We start from the raw sequence: 16,082 nt of genomic DNA, 5'->3' as shown, positions 1-16,082 counted from the left end.
TTATTTAAGCTTCTTTTGATTTTCGGCTCGATAACGTCAATGCCTTATTCCAGATAAGGCGATTGCACTATGACTTCAACACCTCCACTGATTTTCTCTTCGGTTTCGACCTCTCTCCTAGAACAAATTAAGACGCAATTCAAAAACGACCCTGTTCTGGGTGTTATTCAGAAAAATCTGCCTCCCGCTTTTACACAATCCTCGCTGCAAGAGCGTCAAGACTACTGCTTCGCATTGTTGGCCAGCCGACGCGCCAAGGAAGCGCTAAAAGAGCTGTTCAAGCCGCTCAGGGGGCTCGCTGAGTTTTCCGAACCTTTACTGCTTCGAGCCTTGGACGCCAAGTTCGGTGCGGGCCTGGATGTCAGAAAAGACCGGTTGTTTTATGCCGTCCAGGAAAGAGCGACCCAGGCGGGGACCCAACTCACGCTGTTGGAGTCGGCGCTGCATAACTTTGAGCGCAAAGAGTCGGTGGCGGGTTTTCTTCGGAAAAGTTCAGCGATCCTCGACAGCAACGGCAACACTCACCCCAAGGCGATCAAGCCCGACGCGTTTATTGATCTTTGTCGATACTTGAACCTGGGACGTCAATACCAAGACCATCTAAAGAGCGTGCTCGAACCGGACTCCGCGCCGGGACAGGGGCGCGATTCCGCACGCTTCAATGCGCGTGCGACGTTCATCGCCAATGACCAAGCGGACATGGAAGTCTACGCACGGGCCGCTGCCATGAAAAAAACCATCAGCCAGGAAGCGTGCTCGGCGATGGTCGCGTTGGCCCGTCAGAAGCCTGAGCCTCGGTTCAACGGTGAGCTTCTATTGTTGCAACGGTTGACACTGTTTGGCGTTGAGATTCCACGGGTATTGTTGATCAGTCCGCAACGAACGTGGGTTACGACGCAAGTCCCGACACTTTTGTACATCCCGCAAGACCCCGTTAGCCCTGTCACTGAATACGCCTCGCTGACAGCGCTGGAAGATGGGCTTCGCAGTCGATTAATGGACAAGTCCTACCAGTCGTTTTTCGCTCAGCTCATCGGTGAGCGGCAACGGGCCGCGTTTTTTACCCGGCTAAACAAGCACCTGTTCCCCTTGGTGCCCCAGGACGGGAGTATGTTTACCTTGGGCCTTTGGCATCATAGTGCTGACCCTACGGCGAATCTCGTCGTCGACACCGACGAGCTTAGAGAGAATCCGTTCAGCAGAATGCACCGACAACACGTGTTTCTGCTGAAGGACAACGCCCGATTCCTGGCTGTGCCCACCGAAGAGGAAGACGCTAAAACTCGTCAAGAGCGGCTGCAACTTTGGCTAAGTGTCGGTATGAACATTCTTAACCTCGCTTCGTTCGTGATTCCACCGTTGGGCGCGGTCATGATGATCGATGCGACGGTAGAGCTGATCGGTGAGGTTTATCACGGCCTTCAGGATTTGAGCCATGGCGACATGGAAGAAGGTCTTGATCACCTGATGGGCGCCGCTGAACAGATTGCGTTTATGGCGGCATTGGCGGCGGGTCACACGCTACCTGAGCCGCCCCCGATCCTCAGTAACAATTTTGTCGGCAAAGTGATTCCCATCAAGCTGAGCAACGGACAAACCCGGCTCTGGAAGCCTGATTTAACCCCGTTCGAATTCCGAAGCACGCTCCCGGAAGGCGCCAGCCCCGATCTCAACGGTGTGATTGAACACAAGGGTAAAAAGTACCTGACTATTGAGGACAAGCGCTATGAGGTTCAGCATCACGCGCCGTTGAATAGATGGGTCATCAAGCACCCGAACAACACGCATATGTTCTCTCCGGCGCTTGAGCACAACGGCGTCGGAGCCTTCCGCCACGAAGGTGAGTCACCGCACGTGTGGGCGAAAAACACGCTGTTCAAACGACTCGGCCATTCGGTAGTGGGATTGTCCGAAAGCGCCTCTGAAAACATTCTGGCCATCGCGGATATCGACGATTCAATACTGCGCCAAGTGCACGTTGACAGCGTGCCGCCTCCGGGACAACTTGACGATACGATCAAGCGTTTTCAGCTGGACTTGACGCTTGAAACGTCCATCGCAGAACCCGGCAGCACACGGGCCGAACACTTCGAGCGGTTGTATAACGCCAGTGAAGTCACGAACGATCCGCTGGTGAAGTTAATCCAGCGAGACTTCCCGACGACGCCAACCGCCGTCGCCCAGGACCTATTGGTCACTCTCACGTCGGAGGAGAAACAACAGATGCTGAACACCGGACGCATCCCTTTGCGTGTTGGCGAAGCGGCGGTCTGGCAGCAGAAGGAAACGCGATTGAACCGCGCTCTTGAAGGTTTTTATCTGGGCTCGGTAAACAACGCCGACACCGACACACTGAGGCTGCGCCTGCTGGAAAAACTACCCGGTTGGTCTGATCAGGTGCGTATTGAAGTCCGCGAAGGTTCTCGCTACGGCACGGTGCTGGAGAGCATTGGTGAACCCCAAGCCCCTGAACGCAAGGTCTTGGTCAAATCCAAGGGTCGTTACCAGGCATTTGACGCTGAAGGGAATTCGTTAAATGGTATTTCCCCCAAAAACAGCAGCTTCTGTGATTCGATCTTGCATGCACTGTCTGATGGCCCTCGGCGCGCTCTTGGATTTCCCCATCCCGCGCAAGGTGCGGCATTGAATAAAGCACTTGCAGGCCTGGCGGTTGCCGATCGAGGTCAAGTATCACGCCTGCTTGGTCAACAAAAGCCCCGCTTAAAGTTTAATTCGCCTACGCGGATCAAGCAGGTTCACTTGGGGTATGCCCTGAGCGGCAGGGGGGCACTGGCAGGCGACATCCTTGAAGATCATTTGTTGGACAAAATAGGCCTGCTTGAGCTGGAGGACATCACCCCGCAACAGGCTCTGGTCATCATGCGCGATGCTGAGATGACCAACGCTGACATCAGCGCTCGGCTAGATGTGTTGCTGGAGGAGCGACAAGCATTGCGCGCCAGCCTTGGGCAATGGTGCTATGCCTCAAGCGCAATCAGAGGCATGAGCGAGGCGAGAATGGTCAGCCGGACTCGAATCGGCGAAGCAATCATCGGTCACTGGCAAAGCAGCAGCTTGGCGACGCCGAGTGAGGGGCTGGCCACGTTACGCCTGGAGTCCATAGGGTTGGAGGACTTTCCTGAGCAGTTACCAGAATTTTTCATCCAAAGTGTTCAACGGCTTGAAATGTCCAATGTGGTAACGCAGATAGGCCGTACGCATGAATTACCGTTCCAGGACATTAGTCTGTTCGTGCTAGAGACGTTTTTGAGCAGATTTGCCCACATTACCTCGCTGGAAATGCGCAGTTCTATTCAAACTGATTCTTTCATTTCGGAGTTTTATGCCCTGCCGCATATCGTTTCAACCCACCTTCCGAACTTGCGAACGCTGAGCGTGATCAATCAGGGACTGGACATCCGTCCTGCGAATTTCGAGCTTTTCACACGTTTACCACACCTTGAACGGCTGGACCTGAGCGGTAACAGGTTTACATTCTTCGATGCCCCCGCAGGGTCTGTTCATCTGAACCTTCAATATTTGGGGCTCGACCGTGTCGGGCTGGAGCGCTGGCCCGTCTGGCTCAATGCTTTGTTGCCCAATAACATTGCCGAAGTATCACTAGGCGGTAATCACATCGCCATGTTGCCGGACGCTATCATCGACAATGAATTGAGTCTTACTCGTAAGACGCGGATAGGGCTGCTGGGCAATCAGCTATCTCGGAGTGCGATCATCCAGGCGCTTCTGGGTGAGGCGAGAGCGGGCAGGTCGTTCACTTTCGATCTTGATGTGCCCCCCGAACTCCAATCCCACGTGGTCGTGTTGCTTCAAGAACAAGCCGAGTTGGAAACGGCGTTGCGAGACTGGGAAGTTACTTCGAGTGCCGCTGCGTCACCTTTCGACGACAGGGCGTTAATCCGAAGTCAAATGAGTGAGACCTTGCTCAGCCATTGGATCCGAGCGGTTGCGGGGCGCACACCGCTCGCTGTACTGGTTGAGTCATCCCGGTTGTCGGACTTTCCACAGGTGTTGCCCAACGCTTTTTATCGCAATGTCACCCATCTGACGTTACGCAATGTGATTGCGGATGACGCCCAGCTTGAGCAGTTTCTAAGGCGGTTTCAGCACGCTACCAGCCTGGCTATCGTGGAGCACTCTCCTCTGTTGGTCACACCCCCACGCGTACTGGCCGAATTACCCCGTCTGAGGGAGTTGGTTCTAACAAACCAACAAATGTTGATAAACCAAGAGGTCATGGAGTTTCTAAGAGCTCGTCCTCATCTGCAGCATCTTGATCTGAGTGGCAACACCCTTGGCCCCCTTTCCAACACGCCCCTATTGACGGGTCGCTATTGGGACTCGCTGACGCTGGACAATACCGGTCTGACCCAGTGGCCGGAATGGTTGAGCGCGAGTGCACTAACTAGCATCAGTTCGCTTTCACTGTGCGAAAACGGCATAACTGAACTACCCGAAGACCTTCTTAGAAACCCGCGCAGCGATTCTGTACACACCGAGATATCGTTAAACGGCAATCCGCTGTCCCGGGAAACAATGATCCTCGCTCATGTAGGGGAGCACGGTCACCATAGGTCGTACAGCTTCTACATGGACTTGCCCGACGATATTCGCAATTTGCCAACCGAGCGTGCTTACTCATCCGAGCCCGGTAGTTCTGACTTGAGTGCAGACTCGGATTCAGATTCAGATTCGGATTTTGCTTTACACCGGCATGGGGCCGCAGGGTCTTCAACCTCTGTGCTGCCGAGCGTCGAACCTTGGCTGATCGGTTCAAGCGAAGAGGTGGCCGCGCATCGTGCCTTATGGGATCGACTCGAAACGGCTGCTGATGCACCTCGAGTCTTGACGTTGATCAGTCGTCTTCAAGAGTCTTCGGATTTTATCAGGGCGCGCAGCGAATTGACGTCACGGGTCTGGAGCGTGCTGGAGGCGGCGCAGGACGTGGAGTTACGTGCGCTGCTTAACGTCATGGCCGAAGAGCCTATCGTCAATCGAACGTGCGCCGATGGCATTCGCTTGCAGTTCAATCAAATGGAAGTTCAGGTTTACACACGTAATTCACTTCGCGGGATCCCAGAGTCCGAGCGCGGGCCAACACTTTACCGGCTCATGCGTCAGTTATACCGGCTGGATGAAGTTGATCGCATTGCGCTGGCTAATAACCGCGGCCGGGATGCGGCCGAGGTACGCCTGGCTTATCGTTTGGGTTTGGCCGAGCGCCTTGGTCTGCCGCAGCCTCCGACCAGTATGCTGTACCGGGTAGCTGCGTCGGTAACTCCCGACGAGCTGACGAGCGTTCAAGCTGAGGTAATGACCCACCAGAATAGCGCGAGCTTTCTCGCGTCGGCAGCGGACCGGGACTTTTGGGTCAGTTGGTTGCGCGACGGGTACGCGGGGGAATTTGCCGAACTGGAGACAACCTTCCAGCAAGAAAGGGCGCGTCTGGAAGATGAGTTTTCAGAGTTGAATGATGAGTACTTGAACCGGGCGAAACTGTTGCAACAGCAGCAAAAGGACCGGGAACGCAACTTCATCAATCAACTGACGCACCGAGAAGGGCTCAAGTACGATGACTAAAAGGCTTTCGGTTCTAGGGTGGGTCATCTGCTAAAATCGCTAGCTTCTTCTGTATCAGCGGTTGTTTCTTAGCCAAATGCCCACCTCTTCCATCAGCGCTGACGCGAGCGCCGCCAAGCCTTGGTTCGTCTACTTGGTGCGCGCCGCTAATGGCTCGTTGTACTGCGGAATAAGCGACGATCCCCATCGTCGCTTCGTGGCTCATCAACGTGGCAAAGGCGCACGCTTCTTCTACTCTAGCCCGGCGGTCGCGCTGGTTTACATCGAAGCGTGTTTCGACAAGGGTGAAGCTCTGCGCCAAGAGCGCTTGATCAAACAGTTGAAAAAAAGCGCGAAAGAAGCACTGGTGTCGAGCTTCGTTGTCGCACCTCAAAGCGTTATTCATCCACCGTCGTGATGACTGGCTATCAGGCTGAGTGGATAGGCTCGCCTCGCGCGGGGAGGTAAGCTTCAGGCTTTCCACCCACACGCGGAGCCGACCATGTCAGAGCTGATCTTGCATCACTATCCAACGTCCCCTTTCTCCGAAAAAGCCCGTTTGATGCTGGGTTTCAAAGGACTCTCATGGCGTTCGGTAATGATCTCCCCGATCATGCCCAAACCTGATCTGACTGTCCTGACCGGTGGCTATCGCAAAACCCCCGTGCTGCAAGTGGGCGCTGACATCTATTGTGATACCGCCATCATTGCCCGTCGGCTGGAGCAAGAAAAAGCCTTGCCGGCGTTCTTTCCTGAAGGTCAGGAGTTCACCGTGGCAAGTTTCGCGGCCTGGGCTGATTCGGTGATGTTCTTGCACGCCGTAAGCCTGGCCTTACAACCCGCTTCTGCGGCGCAGCGGTTTGCAAAACTGCCACCTGAGGGCGTCAAAGCATTCATGGTTGATCGTGCTGGGCTGTTCTCGGGGGGTAATGCCGTGCGGGTTACATTGGAGCAGGCCAAGCACCAATGGCCGACCTTGATGGCGCGTCTGGAGTTACAACTTGAGCGCAACGGTGACTTCCTGTTTGGTAAACCGTCGATTGCCGACCTCGCCTTGGCTCACCCGCTGTGGTTCGTCAAACAGGGATCCGTTACGGCGCCGCTGGTTGACGACTACCCGGCGATTACCGCTTGGTACCAGCGAGTGGAAGCCCTCGGCCATGGCGCGTTCAACGCGTTGAGTTCCACCGACGCACTTGAGATTGCCCGAAACGCCACACCCGCCGCCCTGCCAGACGAAGATTTCACCGACCCCAACGGTTTTACGCCAGGTCAGAACGTTGTTATCTCAGCCATCGATTATGGCGTTGATCCGATTGAAGGTGAGTTAGTGTTCAGCGGTCGCGAAGAATTGATCCTGCGCCGGGACCATGAACACACGGGCGTGGTGCATGTGCATTTTCCGCGGCTGGGGTTTCGGATTGAGGCGCGTTGAGTCGAGCTACTTCAAAGCCGCCAATATCTCATCCGGGCTGAACCCTCTGATCAGTGTGCCATTGACGTCGATCATCGGGATGCCGCGTCCGCCCAGCGCCTCATAGGCTTTGCGGCCCTCGACGGATTTTTCGATGTCGAACTCTTTGAACGGGATGCCTTTGCTGTCGAGGAAGCGCCGCGTCTGTTTGCAGTAGCCGCACCAGTCGGTGGCGTACAGCACAACCTTGGCGTGCGCCTGGCTTTGGCTGGCCACTGCGGTGTCAGGGCTAAAGAAGTGCTCAATCTTGCCCCAGTTCTGGTAAGCGACCACGACCAGCATGATCAACACGAACTTCTTCAGTGTGCGGACGAGCATGGGGTTACCTTTTATCAGCCTGTCTGATGTACCGCGCCGGCTGCTTCCCGAATATATTCGGTCTCGCGGTTTGATAGGGGCTGATCGATTCTTCAGCGGCGTTTCAGCTGATCAGTGAGTTGGGTGGGCAGGCCTTTGATGATCAAGGTGCCGGCTTCTTCGTCGTATTCGATCTTGTCGCCCAGCAGGTGCGCTTCAAAGCTGATGGAGAGGCCCTCTGCGCGGCCGGTGAAGCGACGGAACTGGTTCAAGGTGCGCTTATCCGCCGGAATCTCCGGGGACAGGCCGTAGTCCTTGTTACGGATGTGATCGTAGAACGCTCGTGGGCGCTCTTCGTCGATCAAGCCGGACAATTCTTCCAAGCCCATGGGTTCGCCCATTTTGTTTTGGGCGCTGGCGTAATCCACCAAGGTTTTGGTTTTCTCCCGCGCGGACTCTTCTGGCAAGTCTTCGCTTTCTACGAAATCGCTGAACGCCTTGAGCAAGGTACGGGTTTCACCAGGGCCGTCGACGCCTTCCTGACAACCGATGAAGTCGCGGAAGTATTCGGATACTTTTTTGCCGTTTTTGCCTTTGATGAACGAAATGTATTGCTTGGACTGCTTGTTGTTCTGCCACTCGGAGACGTTGATGCGTGCCGCCAGGTGCAGGGTGCTCAAGTCGAGGTGGCGCGAAGGCGTCACGTCTAGCTCGGCGTTTACCGCCACGCCTTCGCTGTGGTGCAGCAGGGCGATGGCGAGGTAATCGGTCATGCCTTGCTGGTAGTGCGCGAACAACACGTGGCCACCGACCGACAGGTTGGATTCTTCCATCAGCTTTTGCAGGTGTTCAACGGCGATCTTGCTGAATGCCGTGAAATCCTTGCCGCCGTCCAAATACTCTTTGAGCCAGCCACTGAACGGGTGTGCCCCGGACTCAGCATGGAAAAAGCCCCACGCTTTGCCTTGTTTGGCGTTGTAGCTCTCGTTGAGGTCAGCAAGCATGTTCTCGATGGCCTGAGACTCGGCGAGTTCTGACTCACGGGCGTGCAGAATCGCTGGCGTACCGTCGGGTTTTTTCTCGATCAGGTGAACGATGCAATGACGGATCGGCATGGGCTTCTCGGTTGGAAAGTCATAGATGAAGAGCGGCGGGGGAGCCTGCGCTCAATTCAAAGTCGGCAAGTGTAACGCACCTTGGGCGGCGTAGATGTGTCCGGCGCACGGCGGGTTTTGGTCGGTTTTGAGTGTTTCTAACGTATTTTTTACCGTTTAACGCTCTAAAGCTGACCAAATGGGTAGGTAGGGGCGGATATTTGATTGCCTCTGTGCTAGTTTTGCCCCGTCTTGCGCACTTGAAGGGCGCTAAGCACGCAGTTTGTAAGCGTCAGGTCGAACCAAAACCCGGTTTCAGCATCTACAGTTCGCGATTGATCGTGGCTGCTACGTGAGGGCCAGGTTTATTGCCTGGCCCCGGGCCGACGCCACATTCTGCAATCCAAATGAATTAGATAGGGAAGGAACACCACCATGGCAATGACTAAAGACCAATTGATCGCCGATATCGCCGAAGCTATCGACGCGCCAAAAACCACCGCGCGTAATGCTCTTGAGCAATTGGGCCAGATTGTTGCTGATCAACTGGAAAACGGCGCTGAAATCACTTTGCCAGGCATTGGCAAATTGAAAGTCACTGAGCGTCCAGCTCGCACCGGCCGTAACCCTTCGACTGGCGCTGCCATCGAAATCGCTGCTAAAAAAGTCATCAAATTCGTACCGGCCAAAAGCCTTAGCGATTCGGTGAACAAGTAAGTATTCGTTTGCCCTGACCGGCAACCAGATCTTGCTGTAAAAAAGCCGTGCTTCGGGTCACTCCGAGCACGGCTTTTTCTGTGTGATGCACTGAAAATATCAGGCTTTGGCTGCGGCCCAGCGCTTCTCGCGCCAGATACGCTGTTGCGTGTTGTCGAGGAAGGTCCAGGCCACGAAGCGGCTTGTTTTCTGGCCCTGAGACATCTCCACCACACGGCTGTCGAACACACCGGCTTTCTTCAGCGTGCTTTGAATCAACGGCAAGTTCGAGGCCTTGGAGACCAAGGTGCTGAACCAGAACACTTGTTGTGGCACGTGTTTGCTTTCGTTGATTAGCTGCGTCACGAAGCCAATTTCGCCGCCTTCACACCACAATTCCTGTGATTGCCCGCCAAAGTTCAGCACCGGCAACTTGCGTTTCGGGTCAGCCTTGCCCAAGGCGCGCCATTTGCGTTGGCTGCCGCGTTGCGCTTCTTCCCATGAGGCGTGGAACGGTGGGTTGCAGACGCTCAGGTCAAAACGCTCTTCGCTGTGCAGCAGGTCGAGCAAGATCTGTTTGCGGTTACTTTGCAAGCGCAGGCTGATGACTTTCTGCAGATTGTTGGATTTGACGATGGCGGTGGCGCCGGAGATTGCCGTGGGGTCGATTTCCGAACCGAGGAACTGCCAGCCGTAGTCACTGTGGCCAATCAATGGATAGACGCAATTAGCGCCCATGCCGATGTCCAGTGCGCGAATCGACGCGCCGCGTGGAATCACGCCGTCGTTGCTCTCAGCCAACAGGTCAGCCATGAAGTGCAAGTAATCGGCGCGGCCTGGAATCGGTGGGCACAGGTAATCGGCCGGGATGTCCCAATGCGCGACGCCGTAGAACGACTTGAGCAGGGCGCGGTTGAACACCCGCACTGCCGATGGGTTAGCGAAATCAATGCTTTCGTTACCGTAGGGATTGACCACCACGAACTCGGCCAGCTCGGGGCTGCTTTTGATCAGCTTCGGGAAATCGTAACGGCCTTGGTGACGGTTGCGCGGGTGCATCGTGGCTTTCGGTTTGTCTGGGGTGGTCATGGAATTCAATTCTGTAATGCAGGTGCACCACGCTGTAGGAGCGCGCTTTCCCGCGATTGCTGTGGGTCAGGCACCGTGTTTCATGATCAAAACCTTTGGTGTCTGGGCTGGCCATATCGCGGGCAAGCGCGCTCCTACAGAGAAGCTGGCCCGCGAACGAGCCAGCTTTGATGTCGCCGTTACAAGCTGGCGATGCGTGCGTGTTGTTCCGCCAGCTTGCCCAAGGCTTGTTCAGCCTCGGTCAATTTGGCGCGTTCCTTGGCAATCACTTCAGGTGGCGCTTTGTCGACGAACGCTGCGTTGGACAGCTTGCCGCCCACGCGTTGCACTTCACCTTGCAGGCGCAGGATTTCTTTGTCCAGACGCGCCAGCTCAGCGGCCTTGTCGATCAAACCGGCCATCGGTACCAGCACTTCCATTTCGCCGACCAATGCTGTCGCAGACAGCGGTGCTTCTGCGCCGGCAGCCAACACCGTAATAGATTCAAGCTTGGCCAGTTTTTTCAATAGGTAATCGTTTTCGGTCAGGCGGCGTTGATCTTCGGCGCTAACGTTCTTGAGGAACAACTGCAGTGGCTTGCCTGGGCCAATGTTCATTTCCCCACGAATATTCCGAGTGCCCAGCATCAGGCCCTTAAGCCATTCGATGTCGTCTTCGGCGGCCTGATCAATGCGCGTTTCGTTTGCCACTGGCCACGGTTGCAACATGATCGTCTTGCCAGTCACACCTGCCAGCGGCGCAAGGCGCTGCCAGATTTCTTCGGTAATGAACGGCATGAACGGATGAGCCAGACGCAACGCCACTTCCAGCACGCGAACCAGCGTACGGCGAGTGCCGCGCTGACGCTCGACCGGGGCATTTTCGTCCCACAGCACGGGCTTGGACAGCTCCAGGTACCAGTCGCAATATTGGTTCCAGATGAACTCGTACAACGCCTGTGCGGCGAGGTCGAAGCGGAACTGATCCAATTGTCGGGTCACTTCGGCTTCAGTGCGCTGCAATTGCGAGATGATCCAGCGATCAGCCAGCGACAGCTCAACGGCTTCGCCGTTTTGGCCGCAATCTTCGCCTTTGTCCAGAACGTAGCGGGCTGCGTTCCAGATTTTATTGCAGAAGTTGCGATAGCCTTCAACGCGGCCCATGTCGAACTTAATGTCGCGGCCGGTGGACGCCAGCGAGCAGAATGTAAAGCGCAGGGCGTCAGTGCCGTAGCTGGCGATGCCGTCCGCGAACTCGTCACGGGTCTGCTTTTCAATCTTCTTCTGCAGTTTTGGCTGCATCAAGCCGGTGGTGCGCTTGGCGACCAGGTCTTCCAGCTCGATACCGTCAATGATGTCTAGCGGGTCAAGAACGTTGCCCTTGGACTTGGACATTTTCTGACCAAGGCCATCGCGGACCAAACCGTGAACGTAAACGGTCTTGAACGGAACTTGCGGTGTGCCGTCTTCGTTTTTCACCAGGTGCATGGTGAGCATGATCATCCGGGCGACCCAGAAGAAAATGATGTCGAAGCCAGTGACCAGCACGTCAGTGGAGTGGAAGGTCTTCAGCGCTTCGGTTTGTTCCGGCCAGCCGAGGGTGGAAAAGGTCCACAGTCCTGAGCTGAACCAGGTGTCTAGAACGTCGTTGTCTTGTTGCAGCGCAACCTCTGGCCCGAGATTGTTCTTCGCGCGGACTTCGGCTTCGTCGCGACCGACATAGACTTTGCCCGATTCGTCGTACCAAGCTGGAATCCGGTGGCCCCACCAGAGCTGACGGCTGATGCACCAGTCCTGAATGTCACGCATCCACGAGAAGTACATGTTTTCGTACTGCTTGGGCACGAACGCAATGCGGCCATCTTCCACAGCTGCGATGGCCGGCTCAGCCAGCGGCTTGGTGGAGACGTACCACTGATCGGTTAGCCAAGGTTCGATGATGGTCCCGGAGCGGTCGCCCTTGGGCACTTTCAGCGCATGGTCGTCGACGCTGACCAGCAGGCCAGCGGCGTCAAAGGCGGCAACGATTTGTTTGCGCGCTTCGAAACGATCAAGACCGGCATAGACGGCGGGCAGCGTGCCGTCGATCAGCTCATTCAGCGTGCCGTCGATGTTGAACACCTGCGCAGCAGGCAGCACGGCGGCGTTTTTGTCGAAAATATTCAACAGTGGCAGGTTGTGGCGCTTGCCGACTTCATAGTCGTTGAAATCGTGGGCTGGGGTGATTTTCACGCAGCCGGTGCCGAATTCAGGATCGCAATAGTCATCAGCGATGATCGGGATGCGGCGGCCTACCAATGGCAGTTCAACGAACTTGCCAATCAGGGCTTTGTAGCGTTCGTCTTCCGGGTTAACGGCAACGGCGGCGTCGCCGAGCATGGTTTCCGGGCGGGTGGTAGCGACAACGAGGTAATCCAGGCCATCAGCGGTTTTCGCGCCATCGGCCAGTGGGTAACGCAGGTTCCAGAGGAAACCTTTCTCGTCGTGGTTTTCCACTTCCAGATCGGAAATAGCGGTGTGCAGTTTGGTGTCCCAGTTGACCAAACGCTTGCCACGATAGATCAGACCGTCTTCATGCAGGCGTACAAACGCTTCTTTCACCGACTCGGACAGGCCGTCGTCCATGGTGAAGCGCTCGCGGCTCCAATCCACCGACGAGCCCAGGCGACGAATCTGACGGCTGATGTTGCCGCCGGACTGATCTTTCCATTCCCAGATTTTTTCGAGGAATTTGTCGCGACCCAGATCATGACGGCTCAGGCCTTGGGCTTCGATCTGACGCTCCACTAGCATTTGCGTGGCGATACCGGCGTGGTCGGTGCCCGGCTGCCACAGAGTGTTGCGACCCTGCATGCGGCGGAAACGGATCAAGGCGTCCATGATCGCGTTGTTGAAACCATGGCCCATGTGCAAGCTGCCAGTGACGTTCGGCGGCGGGATCATGATGGTGTACGGGTCACCAGCGCCTTGCGGAGCGAAATAATTCTCGGACTCCCAGGTCTGATACCAGGAAGTTTCAATGGCGTGGGGCTGGTAGGTCTTTTCCATGCGCGGCTGGACCCTATTGGCATTAATTCAGGAAAGCCGGCAAGTATAGCGGGAGGGGCAGTTTCAAGCCACAAGCTGAGGTCTTGTAGGCGCCGCCGAAGGCTGCGAACGGCTGTAAACCCTATCGCTGCCTCCGGCAGGTCCTACGGTTTTATGCGGTGTTCAAGACGGGTATTGGCTTAATAGCCGCTCCATCCTGGCATCAAGCCGGCGTTTGATTTCGGTTTCTATGTGGGGGGCGAAGTCGTCAATCACGTCTTGCATGATCAATTGCGCGGCGGCGCGCAGTTCGTTGTCCAAGTGCAGCAGTAGATCCGGGTTCGGCGCGGCTGGCTCGACGGTCGGCTCCGGTATTAAGGTCGGTATGTCGGCTTCGTCGTCTTCAATATTGGCAACCTGCGCAACAGGTTCGGCGTCGAAAAAAGGGCTTTCGGCCGCTTGGACTTTGGCCGTTGTCGCTGTTTGAGCGCCGACCACATCGAACAACAACGGGATTTGCACGTCGCTCTTAACGCTGTCGGTCAGCAAGGGCGGTTGCAATGAATCATCACCGAGCAGTTGGCGGATCGACTCGAGGTCATCCAGCAAATGCGCGGAGTCTTTCAGGGGTTTTGGAGTATCCATCGTGTGCTCAGAGACGCTGTAACCGGTGATCTTGCAGAGGATAGCCCTGTTCACGATAGAAGCGAAAACTCTCTCGTGCGGCCAGACGAATTGCGGGATCTTCTACTACTACTTCCGCCACACGGGCGAAGCGCTTGAAGAATTCGGGGATACGCAGGTCCAGATTGACCAGCAAATCCTGATGTTGCCCTGGGTCATCGCCCAGTCCCAGTACGATCGGAGCCTCCTGATCGTCCTCGGCGTTGCCGTGCGGTACGAAGCTTTCGCCTTTGAAGCGCCACAGCCGTGCGTCGAGGTCCTCCCGCTGAGCGGCATCGCTGCAATGCAAATAGACCCGATGACCGAGGCGCCAGGCTTTTTCGCTGAGTTTGCAGGCGAAATCCAGGCGTGCCGAAGGATCGGCGCTGGGTAGGATGTAAAAATCGACTTGAGTCATGTCAGTTCCAGAGCGCAGAACGTATCAGCCGGGCGGCCGATACGTCCTGAAGCGTTTTACACGCCAGCGCGGTCGAGCAGGTATTGAGTCAACAATGGAACCGGACGGCCAGTGGCGCCTTTGTCCTTGCCGCTCAACCATGCAGTGCCGGCGATGTCCAGGTGCGCCCAGTTGTAGGCTTTGGCGAAGCGTGACAGGAAGCAACCGGCGGTAATGGTGCCGCCTTTGGGGCCGCCAATGTTGGCGATGTCAGCAAACGGGCTGTCCAGTTGTTCTTGGTATTCATCGAACAACGGCAATTGCCAGGCACGGTCGTCGGCTTGTTTGCCGGCGTCGAGCAATTGCCCGATCAGTTCGTCGTTGTTACCCATCAGTCCGGACGTATGGCCGCCCAAGGCAACGACGCAGGCGCCGGTCAGGGTTGCGATGTCGATGACTGCCTGGGGCTTGAAGCGTTCGGCGTAGGTCAGGGTGTCACACAGCACCAGACGGCCTTCGGCGTCAGTGTTGAGAATCTCGACGGTCTGGCCGCTCATGGTGCTGACGATATCGCCAGGGCGAGTGGCGCTGCCGCTCGGCATGTTTTCGGCACAGGCCAGCAGGCACACCAGGTTGATCGGCAGTTGCAGTTCAAGCACAGCGCGCAGTGTGCCGAACACACTGGCGGCACCGCACATGTCGAACTTCATCTCGTCCATGCCAGCGGCAGGCTTGATGCTGATGCCGCCGGTATCAAAGGTAATGCCCTTGCCTACCAACACGAATGGCTTGTCGGTTTTCTTGCCGCCCTGGTAATTCATGACGATCAAGCGCGGAGGCTGGGCGCTGCCAATGGAAACGGCGAGGAACGCGCCCATGCCCAAGTCTTTGAGCTTCTTCTCGTCGTGAATCTCGACCTTGAGGTTTTTGTGCTCTTTGCCCAGGCTTTTAGCTTCTTCAGCCAAGTAGCTCGGGTGGCAGATGTTTGGCGGCAGGTTGCCCAAGTCGCGGGTGAACGCCATGCCCGTTGCGATGGCAGCGGCATGGATGGCTGCGCGCTCAGTATCCGCCTGAGTGGTTTTGCTGGTCAGCAGGGTGATTTTTTTCAGCGCGCGCGGTTCGGCTTTTTGGCTCTTGAAACGATCGAACACGTATTCGCCATCCGCCAGGGTTTCCACCAGCAAACGTGCTTTACCGTAAGTGTCGCGATTTTTCACAACCAGCCCATCAAGAACTAACACGGCATCGCTGCCACCCAGGCCTTTCAATACGGACAATGTGCTGCTGACGACTTTGCGAAAGTGACGGTCAGACAACTCGCCGGCTTTGCCCACGCCCACCAACAGCACGCGCTCAGCTTTGAGGTGAGGCAGGTTGTGCAGCAACAGGCTCTGCCCGACTTTGCCCGCCAGATCGCCACGTTTCAGGACAGCGGCGATCGCCCCACCGGTCAGGGTGTCGAGGCTTTTACCCGCGTCGCTAAGCACGCGACCTTCGGCGACGGCGAGAACCAGCGTGGCGGTTTTCAAGGTTTCTGGGCTAGCACTTTTAACAACAAATTCCATGTCGGGGTCCCCGATAAACGGTGGGTTTTCGCAGAAAGAATGAAGCGCACAGTCACAGCGCGTTGTTTCGCACCGGTGATGCCTGCGGCAAGGCCCGCAGTTTGACCCTGACTAACGGACCCTGACAACCCTTCACGTGCCAGGTTTTTACTCACTACGGCGTCGTCGCACACAGAGTCTCGCGCTTCTATGCAGACCGCGCAGTGACAGACACCCTCAATC

The 16,082-nt window shown here is 56.2% G+C and carries 11 protein-coding genes; 4 read left to right on the top strand and 7 right to left on the bottom strand.

What is annotated here, in order from left to right; all coding sequences use genetic code 11:
• The first annotated feature begins 69 nt into the window (after positions 1–69).
• The 3 genes from RHM65_RS00730 to RHM65_RS00720 all read left to right on the top strand — a co-directional run bounded on the left by RHM65_RS00730 (position 70) and on the right by RHM65_RS00720 (position 7,015).
• Positions 70–5,601: an NEL-type E3 ubiquitin ligase domain-containing protein gene (locus tag RHM65_RS00730; RefSeq protein WP_322167851.1), complete on the top strand. Its 5,532-nt coding sequence runs from the start codon at positions 70–72 to the stop codon at positions 5,599–5,601.
• Positions 5,602–5,677: 76 nt separating this feature from the next.
• Positions 5,678–5,998: a GIY-YIG nuclease family protein gene (locus RHM65_RS00725; RefSeq protein ID WP_322167852.1), complete on the top strand. Its 321-nt coding sequence runs from the start codon at positions 5,678–5,680 to the stop codon at positions 5,996–5,998.
• A gap of 84 nt (positions 5,999–6,082) precedes the next feature.
• Positions 6,083–7,015, top strand: coding sequence for a glutathione S-transferase family protein (locus RHM65_RS00720; RefSeq protein WP_322167853.1), 933 nt, complete (start codon positions 6,083–6,085; stop codon positions 7,013–7,015).
• Positions 7,016–7,021: 6 nt separating this feature from the next.
• Here RHM65_RS00720 and RHM65_RS00715 read toward each other — a convergent pair whose 3' ends face one another.
• On the bottom strand, positions 7,022–7,372 hold the full coding sequence (locus tag RHM65_RS00715; protein WP_322167854.1) for a glutaredoxin family protein: 351 nt from the start codon (positions 7,370–7,372) through the stop codon (positions 7,022–7,024).
• Positions 7,373–7,464: 92 nt separating this feature from the next.
• A complete protein-coding gene (yejK, locus tag RHM65_RS00710; protein WP_322167855.1) occupies positions 7,465–8,466 on the bottom strand; it encodes a nucleoid-associated protein YejK in 1,002 nt (333 codons plus the stop codon).
• 414 nt (positions 8,467–8,880) lie between these two features.
• Between yejK and RHM65_RS00705 the strand changes: the two genes are divergently transcribed.
• Positions 8,881–9,162 (top strand): HU family DNA-binding protein, encoded by a 282-nt coding sequence (locus RHM65_RS00705; RefSeq protein ID WP_299829188.1) that lies wholly within the window; start codon positions 8,881–8,883, stop codon positions 9,160–9,162.
• A gap of 99 nt (positions 9,163–9,261) precedes the next feature.
• Here RHM65_RS00705 and rlmF read toward each other — a convergent pair whose 3' ends face one another.
• From rlmF to RHM65_RS00680, 5 genes are all read right to left on the bottom strand, one after another.
• Positions 9,262–10,230, bottom strand: a complete 969-nt coding sequence (gene rlmF / locus RHM65_RS00700) for a 23S rRNA (adenine(1618)-N(6))-methyltransferase RlmF (protein WP_322167856.1) — start codon at positions 10,228–10,230, stop codon at positions 9,262–9,264.
• Positions 10,231–10,409: 179 nt separating this feature from the next.
• Positions 10,410–13,256 carry a valine--tRNA ligase gene (locus RHM65_RS00695; RefSeq protein WP_322167857.1) on the bottom strand — a complete coding sequence of 949 codons (2,847 nt, stop codon included), beginning with the start codon at positions 13,254–13,256 and terminating at the stop codon, positions 10,410–10,412.
• 162 nt (positions 13,257–13,418) lie between these two features.
• Complete coding sequence (locus tag RHM65_RS00690) at positions 13,419–13,880, bottom strand: DNA polymerase III subunit chi (protein WP_322167858.1); 462 nt, start codon at positions 13,878–13,880, stop codon at positions 13,419–13,421.
• Positions 13,881–13,887: 7 nt separating this feature from the next.
• Entirely contained in the window at positions 13,888–14,316 is a 429-nt protein-coding gene (locus RHM65_RS00685; RefSeq protein WP_322167859.1) for a DNA polymerase III subunit chi, read from the bottom strand.
• 56 nt (positions 14,317–14,372) lie between these two features.
• Positions 14,373–15,860, bottom strand: coding sequence for a leucyl aminopeptidase (locus tag RHM65_RS00680; RefSeq protein WP_322167860.1), 1,488 nt, complete (start codon positions 15,858–15,860; stop codon positions 14,373–14,375).
• Positions 15,861–16,082 lie beyond the last annotated feature (222 nt).

Origin of the sequence: Pseudomonas sp. CCI4.2 (genome assembly GCF_034350045.1) — a bacterium.
GTDB lineage: Bacteria > Pseudomonadota > Gammaproteobacteria > Pseudomonadales > Pseudomonadaceae > Aquipseudomonas.
Note: the sequence above shows the minus strand (reverse complement) of the source record. Positions and strands in the feature narration are given on the sequence as shown.